The organism is Alcaligenes sp. YSL9 (assembly GCF_030515105.1).
Lineage (GTDB): Bacteria > Pseudomonadota > Gammaproteobacteria > Burkholderiales > Burkholderiaceae_B > Alcaligenes > Alcaligenes phenolicus.
In genome coordinates, this window is record NZ_JALXJU010000004.1 from 139,391 (window position 1) to 157,224 (window position 17,834).

15 protein-coding genes are annotated in these 17,834 nt (G+C 57.0%); 8 read left to right on the forward strand and 7 right to left on the reverse strand.

Features of this window, described 5'->3' with window-relative positions; all coding sequences use genetic code 11:
* The first annotated feature begins 110 nt into the window (after positions 1-110).
* From M2Q46_RS17145 to M2Q46_RS17160, 4 genes are all read left to right on the forward strand, one after another.
* Positions 111-641, forward strand: a complete 531-nt coding sequence (locus M2Q46_RS17145) for an RNA polymerase sigma factor (protein ID WP_115634773.1) — start codon at positions 111-113, stop codon at positions 639-641.
* Positions 642-1,529: a FecR family protein gene (locus tag M2Q46_RS17150; protein WP_239054968.1), complete on the forward strand. Its 888-nt coding sequence runs from the start codon at positions 642-644 to the stop codon at positions 1,527-1,529. It begins immediately after the preceding gene.
* 79 nt (positions 1,530-1,608) lie between these two features.
* Positions 1,609-4,119, forward strand: coding sequence for a TonB-dependent receptor (locus M2Q46_RS17155; protein ID WP_302357700.1), 2,511 nt, complete (start codon positions 1,609-1,611; stop codon positions 4,117-4,119).
* An 11-nt stretch (positions 4,120-4,130) separates the two neighbouring features.
* The gene (locus M2Q46_RS17160; RefSeq protein WP_115634767.1) at positions 4,131-5,267 is read left to right on the forward strand and encodes a YncE family protein; all 1,137 of its coding nucleotides are present in this window, start codon (positions 4,131-4,133) and stop codon (positions 5,265-5,267) included.
* Here M2Q46_RS17160 and M2Q46_RS17165 read toward each other — a convergent pair.
* The 5 genes from M2Q46_RS17165 to ilvB form a co-directional block, all read right to left on the reverse strand.
* On the reverse strand, positions 5,252-5,686 hold the full coding sequence (locus M2Q46_RS17165) for a CopD family copper resistance protein (RefSeq protein ID WP_115634765.1): 435 nt from the start codon (positions 5,684-5,686) through the stop codon (positions 5,252-5,254). The genes M2Q46_RS17160 and M2Q46_RS17165 overlap by 16 nt on opposite strands.
* 29 nt (positions 5,687-5,715) lie before the next feature.
* A complete protein-coding gene (locus M2Q46_RS17170; RefSeq protein ID WP_083055207.1) occupies positions 5,716-6,993 on the reverse strand; it encodes a TRAP transporter large permease in 1,278 nt (425 codons plus the stop codon).
* An 82-nt stretch (positions 6,994-7,075) separates the two neighbouring features.
* The gene (locus M2Q46_RS17175) at positions 7,076-7,573 is read right to left on the reverse strand and encodes a TRAP transporter small permease (protein ID WP_009463607.1); all 498 of its coding nucleotides are present in this window, start codon (positions 7,571-7,573) and stop codon (positions 7,076-7,078) included.
* A 12-nt stretch (positions 7,574-7,585) separates the two neighbouring features.
* Positions 7,586-8,551: a TRAP transporter substrate-binding protein gene (locus tag M2Q46_RS17180; RefSeq protein WP_035269947.1), complete on the reverse strand. Its 966-nt coding sequence runs from the start codon at positions 8,549-8,551 to the stop codon at positions 7,586-7,588.
* A gap of 110 nt (positions 8,552-8,661) precedes the next feature.
* On the reverse strand, positions 8,662-10,431 hold the full coding sequence (ilvB, locus tag M2Q46_RS17185; RefSeq protein ID WP_060186572.1) for a biosynthetic-type acetolactate synthase large subunit: 1,770 nt from the start codon (positions 10,429-10,431) through the stop codon (positions 8,662-8,664).
* 56 nt (positions 10,432-10,487) lie between these two features.
* Here ilvB and M2Q46_RS17190 point away from each other — a divergent pair, with 56 nt between their 5' ends.
* The 4 genes from M2Q46_RS17190 to M2Q46_RS17205 all read left to right on the forward strand — a co-directional run bounded on the left by M2Q46_RS17190 (position 10,488) and on the right by M2Q46_RS17205 (position 14,507).
* Positions 10,488-11,288 carry an SET domain-containing protein gene (locus M2Q46_RS17190; RefSeq protein WP_035269291.1) on the forward strand — a complete coding sequence of 267 codons (801 nt, stop codon included), beginning with the start codon at positions 10,488-10,490 and terminating at the stop codon, positions 11,286-11,288.
* Positions 11,289-11,616: 328 nt separating this feature from the next.
* Positions 11,617-12,138 (forward strand): TRAP transporter small permease, encoded by a 522-nt coding sequence (locus M2Q46_RS17195; RefSeq protein ID WP_060186573.1) that lies wholly within the window; start codon positions 11,617-11,619, stop codon positions 12,136-12,138.
* The gene (locus M2Q46_RS17200) at positions 12,135-13,436 is read left to right on the forward strand and encodes a TRAP transporter large permease (RefSeq protein ID WP_251197081.1); all 1,302 of its coding nucleotides are present in this window, start codon (positions 12,135-12,137) and stop codon (positions 13,434-13,436) included. Before M2Q46_RS17195 ends, M2Q46_RS17200 begins: the two co-directional genes overlap by 4 nt.
* Before the next feature lie 45 nt (positions 13,437-13,481).
* Positions 13,482-14,507, forward strand: coding sequence for a DctP family TRAP transporter solute-binding subunit (locus tag M2Q46_RS17205; RefSeq protein ID WP_035269299.1), 1,026 nt, complete (start codon positions 13,482-13,484; stop codon positions 14,505-14,507).
* A gap of 291 nt (positions 14,508-14,798) precedes the next feature.
* On the opposite strand, the gene M2Q46_RS17210 is transcribed toward M2Q46_RS17205, so the two are convergent.
* Together M2Q46_RS17210 and M2Q46_RS17215 are read right to left on the reverse strand one after the other, a co-directional pair.
* Complete coding sequence (locus M2Q46_RS17210) at positions 14,799-15,257, reverse strand: PaaI family thioesterase (protein ID WP_203145230.1); 459 nt, start codon at positions 15,255-15,257, stop codon at positions 14,799-14,801.
* A gap of 146 nt (positions 15,258-15,403) precedes the next feature.
* Entirely contained in the window at positions 15,404-16,906 is a 1,503-nt protein-coding gene (locus M2Q46_RS17215; protein WP_026483878.1) for an AMP nucleosidase, read from the reverse strand.
* Positions 16,907-17,834: the final 928 nt, after the last annotated feature.

Here is a 17,834-nt window from a genome sequence, read left to right on the forward strand (position 1 = left end):
CCGACCCACCCGCATTTTCTCTGTCAGCCGACTTATATTAAAATAAGAATCGTTTTTATTTACCTTGCCGATTCTGCTCCTATTTTTGCCTCGCAGGCAGCTTCCCACCCATGCCGACAGAACCCCGTGCTTCATCCCGCCACCGGCGCAATTCGCTGGTCGACGCCTTATGCGAACACTACGATGATCTGCTGGCTCAATTACGCCGCCGCTTTGGTGCTCATCATTTTGCACAGGATGTGCTGCACGACGCCTGCCTGCGTTTGCTGGAACGCCCCCAGCGCCCTGAACCCCGCTCCCCCCTGGCCCTGCTACGGCGCATCTTGCACCATCTGGCGATTGATCGCTACCGCCATGACCAGCGCCGATGCAAGCACGACGAGGGTCACTTCTGGCCCGAAGACCAGGTATGCCCGGCGGCCACTCCTGAACAGCATGCGTGTACCCGTCAAGCATTGGACCACCTGATGCAAGCGATTCAGACGTTGCCTCCCCGCTGCCAGGAGGTATTCATCTTGCATAAGATTCACCATATCAGCCAGGCAGACGTCGCTCGCCTGCAAGCTATCTCGGTCAAAACCGTAGAAAAACATATACGGCTGGGCATGGCGCATTGTCGCCGTCATATGGAGCGTTATTAAATGAGTTCCACTCCTGGCCCCATCCCGCCCGCTCAAGATCCAGCTACTGAATCCCAACTGGACGAACTGCTCAATCAAAATCAGGGAACACTGCGTGAGCAATTTCCTTTGCCAGACCTAGAACAACTGGCTCGCCAGGCCAACGAACGTAAACGCAAACGAGAACGGCGACGCGCTAGCTCCGGCTTGCTGGTTCTCGCAATCGCGGCAACAGGACTGTGGTACGGGAACCCGGCTTGGCAACACGAATCGATTAGCAGCATGGCTCACGCTCAGCAACGCGTTACGCTATCCGATGGTTCGATCGCCGTCCTGGACCGTGATACCCGGCTATCGGTCACCTGGCGGCTACGTAGCCGGGACATACAGATGGCGCAGGGCCGGGCATATTTCGATGTCAGCCACTCGGCCTGGCGTCCATTCCAGGTGCAGGCCGGCACGGTACAAGTCCGCGTCCTGGGCACACGTTTTGCGGTTGAACACAAGCCCGATACCGTTGCCGTGATCGTAGAGCAAGGACGGGTGCAGGTCCGCGACCAGGCACATCACCCGGACATCCTCCGTGTCTTGCAGGCTGATCAACGGCTGCTAGTCGATGCTGCCGGGATGGGACAAATTGAAACTGTGCAGGCCGACACGCTGCTGGCCTGGCAACGCGGTCAACTGCTGATCAATGATTTACCCCTGGAGCAAGCATTGCATCAACTACAAGCTTATCTGCCGCAAACCCTGCGGGTGTTGGACCCTGCCTTGGCCCAACGCAGAGTCAGCGCCGTTTTTCAGCTTACGGCTTTGGACCAACTGCCAGCCTTGCTACCCCAGGTCTGGTCAATCGAGCTTCAGCCACAGGCTGATGGCAGCCTACTGGTCCTCCCCCTTAAAAAGTAATTCTTTGTAAGCGAGGTAGGGAAGCCGGTCTTCTGAATCGGCTTAGCTATATCAGTCCTCCTTTCAAGGTACTTTGTCCATGCGCCTGACGCTCTCTACTCCCTTGGCTGTCCTGGCTCTGGCCAGCATTGGCACCGCTGTTCATGCCCAGACCCTAAGTTTCAATCTACCCGCCCAGCCTTTGGGCACCGCGTTAACCCAGATTGCCAGTCAAGCAGGCATACAAGTCTTTTTCACTCAGGATCTGGTCGAGCATCGCCTGTCTCCCCCCTTGCAAGGCAGCTACACCGCTGCTCAAGCCTTGCACGCCGTACTGAACGGCTCGGGGCTGGCCCCTCGGCAGGTCGGGGCCGACTCCTACACCTTGCAGACCGTCCCTTCGCAGGCCCAGGACGCCCCTATCCGACAAGGTGAGACACTGGCCGCCGTTACCGTTGTGGCCTCACGGACCCCAAAATCCATTGACGAAACCGCCAACACGGTCTGGGTCATTGACTCAAAACAAATTGCCGAGCAAACCGGTGCAGGCGCCTCCCTGAAGCAAATGCTGGGACAACTGATTCCCGGACTGGATCTGGGAGGGCAATCCCGCACCAATGCAGGCCAATACCTGCGAGGCCGTCCCACTCAAGTCATGATCGACGGCATTTCTCTGAACGGCTCGCGTCAGTTAAGCCGACAGTTTGATTCCATTGATCCTTTCAATATCGAACGCATTGAAGTCCTGTCAGGGGCCACCGCTATCCACGGAGGCAACGCCACAGGCGGGATCATCAATATCATTACCAAACGCGCCGAACCCGGTCCGGCTCGGTTTGTCTCCGAGCTGGGGGTACGAAGCGGCTTGCAAGCGGGCGATGACCTGAACACCACCCTGTCGCAATCCGTAGAAGGCGGCAACGACACCCTCCAAGGGCGACTGGCCTTGTCACTGACCCGTAATGGCGGCGCCTATGACAGTCAAGGTGAACGCGTCCTGCCCGACATTACACAAACAGACTTGCAATGGAACCGGTCCCTGGATCTGATGGGCTCTTTGAATGTGGATCTGCAAGAGGCGGGCGAGTTGCGTCTACTGGCGCAATACTACGATTCCGGCTTTAAACCGGGCAAAGCCCTGTGGCTACGTCCCGGTCCCAATGACAATATTCTCAACCCGTCGGAACTGGATATACGCAGCGGTTTTGACTCGGACTATAAGCCCCGCACCGAACGCCAGATTCTGGCGGCGGACTACTTCAAGGGTGATGTGCTCGGTGGCCAGGACCTGTATCTGAAGGCCTACTATCGCAATGAATCCATGCGTTTTTATCCCTACCCGGATTCAGACGCCAACCCGCTTGTTCCAGGCAAACGCATCTACAACTGGAGTGTTTCAACTCAGGAAACCCAGACGTACGGGCTGAAAGCCATGCTCAACAAGGACTGGGACCGCTTCAGCTTGAACTACGGTGTGGACTACGATCACGAAACCTTCAAAGCCACCCAAACCATGTTCGACATCAACAAAGCGATGGACAGTGGGGGCCTGGAGTTTGACAAGGTGGCCAGCCTGCCGCGCTACCCCGGTTTTCGCAATCACATATTGGGGGCCTTCGCACAGGCTGACCTGCATCTAACTGACAAACTAAGCCTGAGCGCTGGAGTGCGCAAGCAACACGTCCGTGTGCAGGTGAATGACTTTGTTCAGGGGATACAGCAACGCCTGGTTCTATCGGGCTACGGCCAGTCTGCCGATTCCATTCCAGGCGGGCGCAACAGCTATGGGACGACCTTGTTCAATGCCGGCTTGATCTACAAGCTCAGCCCGGCACAGCAAGTATGGGCGAATTACTCCGAGGGTTTTGAACTGGCCGATCCTGCTAAATACTATGGAACAGGCGCCAGCTATTCACTGATCGACAATCACTGGACACTGGGTCGCCACATCAGCGTGACAGACTCCTCCATGGCGGCCATCAAAACCCGCTCGACCGAAGTGGGCTGGCGCTACAACGACGGCCCACTCTCTGCCCAGGTCGCCTTGTTCCATTCGCAATCGGACAAGTCGATCGCCCTGAACCGCAGCACGTTAAATATCTCACTGGTGGACTCCAAAGTACGTAACTACGGTCTGGAAGGACAAGTAGACCTGCGCCTGAACGATGGCTGGAGCACGGGAGCCAGCTTGCTCTTGATTCGCAATGAAGAGCTGAAAGACGGCCGCTGGCAGCGACGCGGTATTTACTACTCCAGCCCGTCCAAAGCCACCGCCTATATTGGCAAGCAAAGCAATAACTGGGCCGTACGCGCTCAGGTGGCCCATTCGATGAAACTGCGCAGCGACATCCCCAGCGTGAGCGGCGGTCAGCAACAAGAATCCTTGCCCAGCCTGACACTGGTCGACCTTCTGGGACGCTACCAGTTCGATCACAGCGCACAAGTCAAAGGCACGCTGTCACTGGGGATTCAGAACCTGTTCAATAAATCCTACGAAACTCGATGGGGTCAGCAGGCCAAGCTGATCTACAGCGGCATTATCTCCCCCAGCGTGCTGGATTTTCGGGGCCAAGGGCGCACCTACGCGCTGACCTACACCCTGCAATACTAAGGAGCTTTCCCATGCGAACCCGTTGGATAGTTGCCCTGCTGGCCACCAGTGGCGCACTGGCCTTGCCAGTACAGGCGCAACGTATGTGCAGCCCCACCGCCAGCAACTTACAAACAGCCGTGGGGCCGGGCGTTTACGAGTTGGCCTACAGCCCCAGCCAGCAAGCCGTCTATGCGGCAGTGGCCGGTGGCTTCAAAGACGATGCACCACCTAGCAGCCTGGTGCAGCTCGATGCCGCCAACTTGCAGGAAAAAAGCCGCCTGCTCTTGCCTTATCGCGCCTTTGGTCTGGCCTTGGACGATCAGGCCAAGCGCCTGTACGTAGGCCACTCCCTGCAAGGGCGCATCAGCGTAATCGATACACAGCGCAATCGCAGGCTGCACACCGTACAACTGAGCCAGCCCCGCCCAGATGGCAAGCGCTACGAGCACGACTTGCGTGGCCTTATTCTGGACAAAACTCAAGGCCTGCTATTTGTACCCGGCCTGTCGGCCGGCGAAAGCGTACTCTTTGTGCTGGATAGCCAGAACCTTGCCCTTAAGGCCCGTATCCCCGACCTGGGCTTTTATCCCACCGGCTTGGCCCTGGATGAACAAGGCGGGAGATTGTATGTCTCCACGATGGCGGCGGAAATCGTGGTAATCGACACCCGAGCCTTGCGCATCCAGGAACGCTGGACTCTGCCCGGCGTGCATCAACCCATCAATCTGGCCTACCACCAGGATCACCTTTATGTGACTGACCAGGGGCTCGATTCCATTACTCCCTGGCAACAGCGGCTTTTGCCCCAACGCGACTGGAGTGGATCACGCCAGCAAGTGCTGATGCTCGATGCCACAAATGGGCGGATTCTCGCGGCACAGCCTGCTCAGGGCAATCCACTGGCAATCAGCGTTGACCCCGCGGCGAACCTGGCCTACGTGTCCGAGCGTAGCGACCGACGTGTTGCCGCCTACACACTGGATACCTTGCGCCCGGTAGCCGCAGCCACCACCGACAAGCTGACCAACAGCCTGGCGCTGGATACCGGCAGCGGACGCGTCTATGTGTCCTTAAAAAACCCCGCTAAAGGAGAGGAACTGACGCAGGAGTCTGTGGGCCTGCTCTGCTTTGAACCCTGGTCGGGCACGCCTCAAAGCGGCCAGTAAAACAGGGCCTTGGCCAGCACCACTATCAAGAGAACGTGGGCGAAAACACTCAGGTGAATGATCCGGGACCGGCGCGCCGTCATGGTTTTGCGCCGGCTCATCACCATAACGGATAGAAAGTGTCCAAATACGCTTAGCGCTAGAGTGATCTTTACGCCCAGTATCCAGGCCCTGGCCCCGCCGACCTCAAACAAGGCCCGATGCTGCCAGGCCAGACTCAAGCCCGCAGCGTAGAGCAACAACAACACCCAAGGCATGATGCGGCGCGCCCGCCGCCCCAGGGCATGCTCGAACTCCCGCATCGATGGACGGGAAACCTGACGCGCCAAAGGCGACAACATCAGCACCTCGAAAAACACAGTGCCGATAAAAAAAATCGCAGCCAGAAGGTGAACCAACAACAGGAGGAAATAGCTCATGAACAGCGCTCAGGAAAGCAGACGATTCATCAACGGTACACCAGGTCTCGCGCCCACAAACTGACTTCTGGCACATAGCTGATCAGCATCAAGCAAGCCAGGATGACGACTACAAAAGGCAGCAGTGGACGTATCAGTTTTTCCAAAGAAATCCCGGCCACTGAACAGGCGGCAAACAGATTCACGCCAAAGGGCGGTGTCACCATTCCCAGCGCCAGATTGACCACCATGATGATGCCAAAGTGCGCCGGATCAATGCCAAACTGCATGGCTACCGGCAGCAAGAGCGGAGCCAACACCACAATCGAGGCCGAGGTTTCGACAAACATCCCCACCACAAACAAGGCCGCGTTCACACCCAGCAAAAACATCATGGGGCTACTAAACAATTCCCCCAACCAGATCCCCATGGCAGCCGGAATGCCGGTGCGATTGAGCAGGAAACCAAACACACCCGCATTGGCGATGATGAACATGATGACCGCCGTGGACACCACGGAACGATGCAGCACCTTGGACAGGTCGCCCCATTTAACGCTGCGGTAGACAAACATGCTCACGATCAAGGCATAGACTACCGCCACCGCCGAAGCCTCGGTAGGCGTGAAAATACCCCCGTAAATCCCGCCGAGAATAATCACCGGCATCAACAAGGCCAGCCACGCCTGACGGAATGCCGTCCAGACACCCAAACGACCCACGCCGTCCTGCAAACCCAGACCATGGCGACGTGCATACAACCACACATAAAGCATCAAGGCGCCGCCGATCAACAAGCCAGGGCCAATACCCGCAACGAACAGCTCGCCTACCGACGTGTCCGTGGATACGGCAAACAAAATCATGGGAATGGACGGCGGGATGATCACCCCCAACTCCGCCGCTGAGGCCTGCAAGGATGCCGCGAACGGTGCCGGGTAGCCATGCCGGACCATGGCAGGGATAAGAATTGCCCCGACCGCAAAAGTGGTTGCCACACTGGAACCGGCCACCGCCGCAAAAATCATGCAGGTCAGCACACAGCTGCAAGCCAGACCACCCTGCACACCACCCACCAGGCTTTTGGCAAACTCCACCATACGGTTGGACATGCCGCCCGACTCCATCAGGTTGCCTGCCAGAATAAAGAAGGGCACAGCAACCAGAGGATACTTGTCCAGAGCTGCATACAACTGCTGGGCGATGACCAGAAAAGTCATGCGCCCCTCCCAGGCTACCCCCGCCATATTGGCCAGCCCCACGGCAATCGCCACGGGCACCGTCAATACAAAAAACAGCAGCATGGACACAAGCATGATCTGGGACACGATACGGTCTCCGGTCTAAACAGATGCCCGTAGGGCATCGAGAGTTCGGTGGTGCTTTACAGGCACGGAATCAGGTCTTGAATTAGAGCTGCGTGTTATCGACCACAGCAGGCGCAGGTTTCTCCAGCCAACGGGCCAACAGGCCCAAAATGGCCAGCACGGCACCAATCGGGATCGCGATATACACCCAGGAAATGGACCACTCCAGACTAGGCATGGTCTGAAACCGCACCCGCCAGGTCATTTGAATGCCGACCCAGGTCAACAGGCCGAAGAAAGCCAGACACGTAATCAGCACGGCCACATCCAGCCAATGCTGCGTCCGCTTTCCGACCCAGAGCCGCAGCACATCCACGCTTAGCATGGCACCCTGACGCAAGGCCAGACACAGACCCAGCATGACTGTCCAGATCAGAGCGGCACGTGACCAGGCCTCGCTCCAGTCGGCGGGCGACTGGAGCACGAAACGAGCGATCACTTGATAGAACGCAGCCGCCACTGCCGAGAGCAGCAGCAACTGCGTCACCCAGGACACCAGACGAAACAGGCCCTTATCCAGAACGGACAACAGAGCTTTCATGATGAATGCCGTTTACTGAGTCTGACGGATAGATTCGACCAGTTCCTGGCCGAACTGTTTGTAGTACTGGGGATAGACAGGCTCTACCGCTTTGGCAAACGCGGCATGGTCAACGGTATTGACCTGCATGCCTTCGGCCTTGACGGCATCCACGCCGGTTTTCTCGATATCGTCCACGTAGTCACGCATGGCCTGGGCAGCCGTTACGCCGGCATCTTTCATCAACTGCTTGTCCTGATCGGACAGGCCGTCATACACCGCCGGAGACATCAGCACCAAGGCCGGGCCATACACGTGAGCCGTCAGCGACAGGTACTTTTGCAGCTGAGGCAGCTTGGCCGACACAATCACGGACAAGGGATTTTCCTGGCCGTCGATGGTGCCTTGTTGCAGGGCGGTCGCCACTTCCGGCCAGGCCATAGGCGTAGCCAGAATGCCGATTTCACGGAAAGCGGCAATATGAATGGGGTTCTCTGTGGTGCGTATCTTCAGGCCCTTGGCATCAGCTGGGGTGGTGACAGGACGCACATTATTGGTCAGGTGACGGAAACCTTGCTCGCCCCAGGCCAGCGCCACAATTCCGCGTTTGGGAAATTCAGCCAGCATGTCCTGACCGATCTTGCCATCAAGCACATGACGGGCATGTTGCAGGTCGCGGAACAGGAAAGGAATATCGAACACGCCAGTCTTGGGCACAAAGTTCAGGGTTGCGCCGGTAGACACAATGGCCAGATCAATCGTGCCCAATTGCAAGCCTTCAATAACTTCACGCTCGCCGCCCAAGGCGCTGTTGGGAAAGGCCTCGATGGTGTAGTTGCCGTCCTTTTCCAAGGCACTGGCAAAGGCTTTTGCACCCGCACCATAGTGAGAGCTGGTGGACAAAGCGTAAGCCAGCTTCAAGGAAGTCTGGGCCGTGGCCGCTCCCGCCGCCAGGCCCAAGCCCAGCATCAAACCTGCGGCCAAAAGACGGTTCTTCATGTGACGGTACATCATGCATGCCCCTCCTGTCTGAATGGATCAGTGTATTTAATGCGTAGTGCTCGGGCTGGGACATAGGGGTTTTTACGCCTGTGTCCCAGCCGGGCACCTTATTCTTCTACGTACCAGTTATCTTCGGACAACATGACCTGTTGATGGCCATAGCCCGCTGGCATCATGGGGAAACAGTTTTCCAGCGCCAGCACTTCCACGTTAAGGAAGAACGGACCATCGTGGGCCAGACAACGCTCCAGCGCCGCATCCAGCTGATCGGGATGCTCCACGCGTTCGGCTTCCCAACCAAAGGCGCGCGACAAGGCCACAAAATCCGGCATGGCTTCGTTATAGCTGTGGCTGTAACGACCATCGTGAATCAGCTCTTGCCACTGGCGCACCATGCCCATGTGGCGGTTATTGCACAGAATCACCTTGATCGGCGTGCGATGCTGCACAGCGCTGGCCAGTTCCTGAATATTCATCAGTACCGACGCGTCACCACTGACACACACCACCAGCTTGTCCGGATGCGCAATCTGCGCCCCAAACGCAGCAGGTACGCCGTAACCCATGGTGCCGGCTCCACCCGAAGTCAGCCAACGGCGAGGACGATCAAACTTGATGTACTGCGCAGCCCACATCTGGTGCTGGCCCACATCGGTAGAGACGATGGCATCACGGCCTTCCAGATGCGCGTCCAGACGTTGCAGCAAGTGCTGCGGCAAGATGGCGTCGCTATGAGGCGTCACTTTCAAGCACTCTTGAGCACGCCACACGCCAATGCGCTGCCACCAATCATTCAAGCGACCTTCAGGCAATTCGTGATGCGACAGCTCTTTGCGCAAGGCACGCAGCAGGGGATAACAGTCGCCCACCAAAGCCACATCCGCACGCACCACCTTGTCGATGGAACCGGGGTCGATATCAATATGGATCTTGCTGGCATGCGGGCAGAAATCGGACAGACGGCCGGTAATGCGGTCGTCGAAGCGAGCGCCCACACAGATAATCAGATCCGCATGGTGCATGGCCAAGTTGGCTTCCAGCGTGCCGTGCATGCCCAACATGCCCACGAACTGCTCATCACGTGCAGGGTAGGCACCCAGGCCCATCAAGGTCAGTGTGCAAGGTGCGCCAGTTTCCTGAACCAGGCTGGTGAAGGCGTGGCTGGCATCGGCCCCGGAGTTGATCAGGCCACCACCACCGTAAAACACGGGGCGGCGAGCGTGCGCAATCATGGCGGCGGCGCGTTTAATCGCCGCTTCCTGGGCAGAGGCCGGAGCGGCAGGAGCCAAGAGGCTGTCAGCCTCGTCCTGGGCCGGCGCGTCGCTGCTGGCAGCGGGCAGGGTGGCGATCTGAATATCTTTGGGGAAGTCCAGCAGCACCGGACCGGGGCGGCCCTGGGTACACAGGCGCAAGGCCTTGGCCGTCAAGGAGGCCACGTCTTCAATACGACGAACCTGGGCATTCCACTTGGTCACAGGGCGGGAAATACCAATCGCATCGCACTCCTGGAAAGCGGCGGTACCAATTGCGGTGGTCGCTACTTGACCACTAATACACAGGACAGGAATAGAATCACACAAGGCATCGAGCAAACCGGAGGTGGTATTGGCCATACCGGGGCCTGATGTCACCAGCACCACGCCAGGTTTGCCGGTGCTGCGGGCATAGCCTTCGGCCGCATGTACGGCAGCTTGCTCGTGACGAACCAAAATATGACGAATTCGCGGTTGGGCATGAAGAGCATCATAGAGCGGTAACACCGCTCCGCCAGGATAACCAAAAATGGTATCTACACCCTGAGCGATCAAGGTTTCGAGCAAGATTTGCGCGCCGTTGTGGGCGGTCGTTTCAAGTGACATGGTTGCGTAGCCCTGCATGTTTTGTAAGATAGAGATCGCCGTCCAGTTTATCCCCTTTTACAGGCTGATTCCCCATGGTCACTCAACGCCAACCCTGGCACGTCGTCAAACCATCCAAACTGCATGGCAACGGCGTCTTTGCGCTACGCGATATTCCAGCCGGAACGCGCATCCTGCAATATGCTGGCAAGCGGCTTACGCCGGAACAGGCCGATGCCTTGTTCCCCGTCAATCCGGATGAGCCTTTCCACACTTTTTTCTTTGCACTGAGCAATGGCAAAATCGTGGACGGTGGTCAGGGAGGCAATGATTCACGCTGGATCAACCACTCTTGCGCCCCCAACTGTGAAGGTCACGAGAACGCCGATGGCTCGCGCGTCTTTATTGTGGCCATGCGCGATATTCCTGCCGGGGAAGAGCTTTTGTATGACTACTCGCTGGTCATCGACGATGAAATTACCGAGGAGCTCAAGCAGAACTACCGCTGCCTGTGTGGCGCTCCCCAGTGCCGTGGCACCATGATTGCCCTGCAATCAGATCGCTCTCAGGCTGTTGCCGACGAGCTACGCGAAGTGGCCGCAGAATTGGATGCGGAAATGGAACAGGCCCGCAAAACGCCGGTTTCATCCAAACAAAAAGCCGCTGATCTGAAGGCCACTGCCATTAAGCAAGCAGAAAAGGGCGAGTCCGATCAGGATAAAGATGAGGACGCGGATAGCGATAAAGAATCCTCAAGCGAGAAAGGCAAAAAGGATAAGAAGAGCAAAAAGAAGAAAAAAGAAAAAGCCAAAAACAAGGATAAAAATAAAGACAAAAAGCCTTCCAAAAAGGACAAAGAAGGCAAAAAAGGGAAAAAGGACCGTAAAAAAGAGTAAGCTGTCCCCCAGCTTGCATTAGCCCAGGCTGCCTCACCGGCAGCCTGCACCCTTGCTAATCACCCGCACAGCAAGCCCGGCAACACCCCTGTCGGGCCTCTCAGAGCGCCACACACAGGCCCATCTGTCGTGCCGGGCCAGGTTTCAGACCTCATCAGCTAGGCGAAGCACCAACCCCCATATTGCGTGTGCCCTCGCCCCCATCCCTATCGTCTCTCCCCAGGCCAATGATGGCCCGCGGGTGCTATTGCACCGGGGGAAATTACTCACTGCCAGCCCCGTCTTTGACCGCTAGCATGTAGCTTTATTGCCAAATCTGACAGACCTCATGGATTCAAGTTCTACAGATACACCTGATAATCACGCCGCCTCGCCCGCCGAATCCGGCCTGCGTATTCCTTTGCAAATAGAGGACTGGGCTTCGGTCCTGATCATGGCGGCCCTGGCTTTAATTACCTTTGCCAACGTGTTTGTGCGCTATCTGACCGATAGCTCCTTTGCCTGGACCGAGGAAATCTCCATCTTCCTGCTGGTGGTCCTGACCATGAATGCCGGTGCCAGCGCCTGTGTGCGCCACTTGCACATTCGTATTGAAGTCTTTGCCGATGCGGGCACGGTGCGTCGTCAACGCCGCCTGGCCCTGTTTGGCATTGGCATGAGCCTGCTGTTCTTTGTCGGCATGGCCATTCTGTCCGGCCGCATGGCCCTGGACGAGTTCGAGTGGGGCGATACCTCGCCCTCCATTGGTGTCCCAACCTGGTGGTACAGCATGTGGCTGCCCATCCTGTCTACTACCCTGAGCCTGCGTTTGCTGGGCATGTGGGTGCGTCGTTGGCAGGCTAAATCATGATTGCAACCTTGCTGTTTGTCATCTTCATCAGCCTGATGCTGGTGGGCGTGCCGGTGGGCGTGTCCCTGGGTATAGGTGGTGCCTTTGCGATTTTGATGTCCAACCTGGATACGCACTGGTTTGGCCTGATGGCCGTGCCGCAAAGCTTTTATGCCGGTCTGGCCAAATACCCTTTGCTGGCCATTCCCATGTTCGTGTTGGTGGGTTCCATTTTTGACCGATCGGGCGTAGCCAGCCGTCTGGTGAACTTTGCGGTCGCGCTGGTTGGCCGCGGCCCTGGTATGCTGCCCGTCGTTGCCATCGGCGTGGCCATGTTCCTGGGTGGCATTTCCGGTTCCGGCCCGGCCTGCGCGGCCGCCGTGGGCGCGGTCATGATCGGCGCGATGAAACGTGCGGGCTATCCCGGTCCTTTTGCGGCCAGTATTGTGGGAGCGGGTGCAGCCACCGACATTCTGATTCCCCCCTCCATCGCCTTCATTATTTACTCGGTGCTGGTGCCCGAGGCCTCCGTACCTGCGCTGTTTGCGGCCGGTATGTTCCCCGGCATTCTGGCGGGGATTGGCCTGATTATTCCGGCCATCTGGCTATCGCGCCGTCACAAGCTGGGATTGGCCGAGGCCGAGCTGCCACGTCCACCATTCTGGCGCAGCCTGCGAGAAGCCGCCTGGGGCCTGATTGCGCCTGTCATCATTCTGGGTGGTATGCGCCTGGGCCTGTTCACCCCTACTGAGGCCGCTGTAGTGGCTGTGTTCTACGGCCTGTTCGTGGGCATGGTCATCCATCGCACCATCAAGTTCCGCGATCTTTTCTTGATCCTGCGGGAAGCCGCCGAATTATCAGCCGTCATCATGATGGTTGTGGCACTGGCCGGTATTTTTGCCTGGGCGCTGTCCACCCTGAGCATTATTGACCCCGTCACCAATGCCATCATCAATTCCGGTCTGGGCGAGTACGGCATTCTGGCGCTGATGATTGTCATGCTGATTGTGCTGGGCATGTTCCTGGATGGCATTTCGATCTTCCTGATCTTCGTGCCGCTATTCATGCCGATTGCCTACAACTTTGGCTGGCACCCCGTCTGGTTCGGGGTCCTGCTGACCTTGAACGTGGCTCTGGGCCAGTTCACTCCGCCAGTCGCCGTCAACCTGATGGTCGCCTGCCGTATCGCGGGCGTCCCCATGGAAAGCACCCTGCGTTGGGTAGGCTGGCTGCTGCTGGGCATGGGCTCGACCATGCTGCTCGTTATCGCAGAACCCGAGATTGCCCTGTGGCTGCCACGCTACCTGGGCTTTAACTAAAACCACAAGACTGAAACACAACTCATAGAAAGGGAGACCTGACCCATGAAATTACGTCACATTCTGGCCACTCTGGCATGTACAGCCGCCACCCTGGCCGTGGTTCCCGCTGCCCAAGCCGCCTACAAATCCGAGTACAAGCTGTCCATCGTGGTGGGTACCACTTTCCCTTGGGGCCAAGGGGCGGTGATCTGGTCCGACCTGGTGCGCGAGCGTACCGATGGCCGCATCAATATCAAGATCTACCCCGGCACCTCGCTGGTACAAGGTGACCAGACACGCGAGTTCACCGCCATTCGCCAAGGCATGATTGATATGGCCGTGGGCTCGACCATCAACTGGTCCCCCCAGATCAAGCAGCTGAACCTGTTCTCCCTGCCATTCCTGCAACCGGATGCCAAAGCCACCGACGCTTTGATCAACGGCGAAGTGGGCAAGGACCTGTTTGGCTACATCGAGAAAGCCGGTGTGGTGCCTCTGGCCTGGGGTGAAAACGGTTTCCGTCAGCTCAGCAACTCCAAGCACGAAGTGACCAAGCCTGAAGACATGAAGGGCCTGAAACTGCGCGTGGTCGGTTCGCCGCTGTACATGGACACCTTCAGCGCCCTGGGTGCCAACCCCACGCAAATGAGCTGGGCAGATGCACAACCCGCACTGGCTAATAAGGCTGTAGACGGCCAGGAAAACCCCCTGTCCATTTACGCCGGTGCCAAGCTGTACGACGTGCAGCAGCAGTACCTGACCCTGTGGAACTACGTGTCTGACCCACTGGTATTTGTGGTGAACCGCGACGTGTGGAAATCCTGGAGTGAGGAAGACCAGAAGATCGTGCGTGAAGCCGCTATTGAAGCTGGTAAGCGTGAAATCGTGATTGCCCGTACCGGCATCACGGCGGAAGATCCTACCTTGCTCAAAGAGATCGAAAGCCACGGTGTGAAGGTCACCAGCCTGACGCCTGAGCAGCACGCTGCCTTTGCCAAGGCAACCGAAGGCGTGGTCGAGAAATGGACCAAGACCATCGGTGAAGACCTGGTAAAGAAGGCACGCGACGCGATTGCTGCCAGCCGCTAATTAGCTGGGTTTGAAAGACTGAAAGCCGGGCCTGAATGGGCCCGGCTTTTTATTGTCTGGCTGCCCCGCACAAAACAAACCTCATGAAAGCAGCAGCCTACGAGCGCAGCGTGGGGATACTTTCAACCTCCGGGTTACCCTCGAAGAAAGAAATGCCATAAATCGGCGGCACAACCTGAGGGCATTCTTTACAGCCTACACATATCAAAAACCAGCTTCCTTCTGAGCGATCAGCAAGTCCAAGACACCGTGTCAAAGCACGTTGACCGCTGAGCCCCAAAAAAATCCCGCTTATTCCTTGAAGCGTATCGCCAGCATTTCACCCGTCGCACAAACTTCGCCATTCGCGCTAAGCGACAGGTCCACCCAGACCTTGCGTCCATCCAGCTCACGCAGCTTGCCTTGTACCGTCAGCTCTGTCCCCATTGGAGTGGGACGCCGAAACTCCACTTTCAGGGAGGCTGTCACGCAACGGATCGGCTCCTCGCTGGTGCCCATCTCGATATTCAGATCCCTATAGATGAAGGCTGCCGCAGAAGCAGTACCGTGGCAGTCCAACAAGGAAGCAATCAAGCCGCCGTATACATGGTTGGGCACGCCACCGCTGTAAATCGGCTTGGGGGTGTAGCGGGCCACGGTATCGTCGCCGTCCCAGTAGCTCTTAAGCTGATGCCCGTCGGGATTATGTTTGCCACAACCGTAGCAATGGCTGAAGTTGTCGGCATAAAAATCTTGAAACGCTTTAACCATATGAGTATCTGCTGTCCTCAAAGAAACCAAGAGGCCGTGCTCCACTTGGTAGCCCGGCCTGCTCTCAAACCACTAAAAATGGTAAGTCAGTGCTAAGAGCCAACAGCTCACCCAGGCGCAGAGGCACTGACAAGGCCTGCAATATCTTATTGAAACGCCGTTTCCAGGAAGCTGCGCAGCTTACGCGAGTGCAGCCTTTCTTTGGGCATCTCGCGCAGCAGTTCCAGCGCCCGGATGCCAATATGCAGATGCTGGCCAACCTGACGCGCATAGAATTCGCTGGCCATACCCGGCAGTTTCAGCTCGCCATGCAAAGGCTTGTCCGACACGCACAGCAAGGTGCCATACGGGACACGGAAGCGGAAACCATTGGCAGCAATGGTGGCGGACTCCATGTCCAGCGCAATCGCCCGCGACTGCGACAAGCGCCGCACCGGCTCGTGGTGGTCTCGCAATTCCCAATTACGGTTATCAATAGACGCCACCGTACCCGTGCGCATGATGCGCTTCAGCTCCCAACCTGACAGCCCGGCCACCTCGGCCACGGCTTGCTCCAGGGCAACCTGAATTTCCGCCAGAGGAGGGATGGGCACCCAAGTAGGCAAATCCTCGTCCAGCACGTGATCCTGACGTACATAGCCATGTGCCAGTACGTAATCACCCAGGCGCTGAGTAGTACGCAAACCGGCGCAATGGCCCAGCATCAGCCAGGCAGCAGGGCGCAGAACGGCAACGTGGTCGGTAATGGTCTTGGCATTGGATGGCCCCACGCCGATATTGATCAGGGTGATGCCGGAATGATCGGCACGGCGCAAGTGATACGAGGGCATTTGCGGCGCGCGAGCCAAAGGCGAACCGGTTGTCGATGCATTCGCACCCGCCGGAGTGATGATATTGCCCGGCTCCACCAGATCTATATAGCCTTGATCATCCGCCTGCAGCACTTCACGCGCCCACTGGCAGAACTCGTCCACATAAAACTGATAATTAGTGAACAACACAAAGTTCTGGAAGTACTCGGGACGAGTAGCGCTGTAGTGCTGCAAACGATGCAAGGAGTAATCGATACGCGGCGCAGTAAAAGGCGCCAGCGGCAAGGGTTCGTTATGCACGCGCTCCCACGTACCGTTGACGATGGCATCGTCCATATACGCCAGATCCGGTACATCGAAGTGATCGCGCAAGGTGTCACCGGGTGATTCAGGCACGGTTGTCACCGTGGACTGCACACCATTATTCAGGGCGAAATGCAGCGGGATAGGCACGGAGGATTCCCCCACTTCCACCTGCACACCGTGATTGCGCAGCAGCAGTTCCAGTTGCTCCAGCAAGTAATCGTGATAGAGGCCAGGAGCGGTAATGGTGGTCATGTACACGCCGGGCTCGACTACATGCCCATAAGACAGGCGGCTATCCACTTCCTGATAGGTATCGACGCGCAAACGCACTGCAGGGTAGCAGGCTCTGAAGCGCTGCCCGCGTGGAAATCCAGTTTCCAGACACTGGGCAAAAGAGTCGCGCAAAAAAGCGGTGTTGCGGTCGTAAATATGGCGCAGCTGCTCCAAAGCCTGGCCGGCATCCTGATAGCCATTGAATGGAATCAGCTCCGGCGTGGACGTGATACGAGAAAAACCGCTGGGATCAGACATAACAAGTATTCCAAGGGGAAACAAAGACAAGCAGATCTGCAAGCATCATAAGCTGTTTATTGTTCCGCCTCCTACACGACTCCATGACAAATTCAGCCGCCTGATCCTGACGCTCATGTACCAGCCGAACAGACAGGCCTGACCGTCTGCCGCTTTCGCGAACCATCGCTCCCCAATACAGACGTTCGGCTATCGGTTTCGCCTGCGCTTAAAGCCATCACCCATATACCTTTGCAATGGCTCGCCTAGCGCCCCAGTGTCTTGCCGTATCCGAGCAAGGCAGCCCAGCCCCAGTCCCACCCAAAGCAAATGTCGTTACTGGTTTTTGACTGAATCACAAACCCCACTGTCCACACAATGGACACGACTATCGTTGGTTTTGAGACTGAATTTACTCACAGGCCCCATTTAAACAAGCAGCTTTACCCCGGTTTTAGGCAAATTCCATTTTTCCGGAATCAGGCAGGTAGAGCCCTGGCGCAAGCCCTTGACCCAAGACCCTGTTTTTATGCTAATGGCGCTAGACAAGCGGCTTGGCGGGCATATCAGGTATTTCAAGCGGGACCAGATGAGGCAGCTTATGATGGCAAGTGGAAGTCAGGCACGTCTTCTACCTCATATATAAGACTTGCCCAAATCCAGTAAATACATTAAGTATGTAGTCTTAATACTTTTAGTATTAAATCCAGCTAGCGTCAGTCCTTCATAATTTAAGTTATCCAACCTGGCAGTGTGCTCGGCATGCGTGTGAGACATAGCTCGTCATCGCGCAAATTAGCTTGCATTTAGGCTAATTTACAATGGGTTAGCGTATTTTAATGATTTTCGCTTCAAGCATTTGCTCGCCCTCTGATGTCATTTGTGTCCTGGCGCCGCGTGGGTCTTGTCACCCGCGATTTCAGCAAGATCTGAACGTGCTCTTGACCAG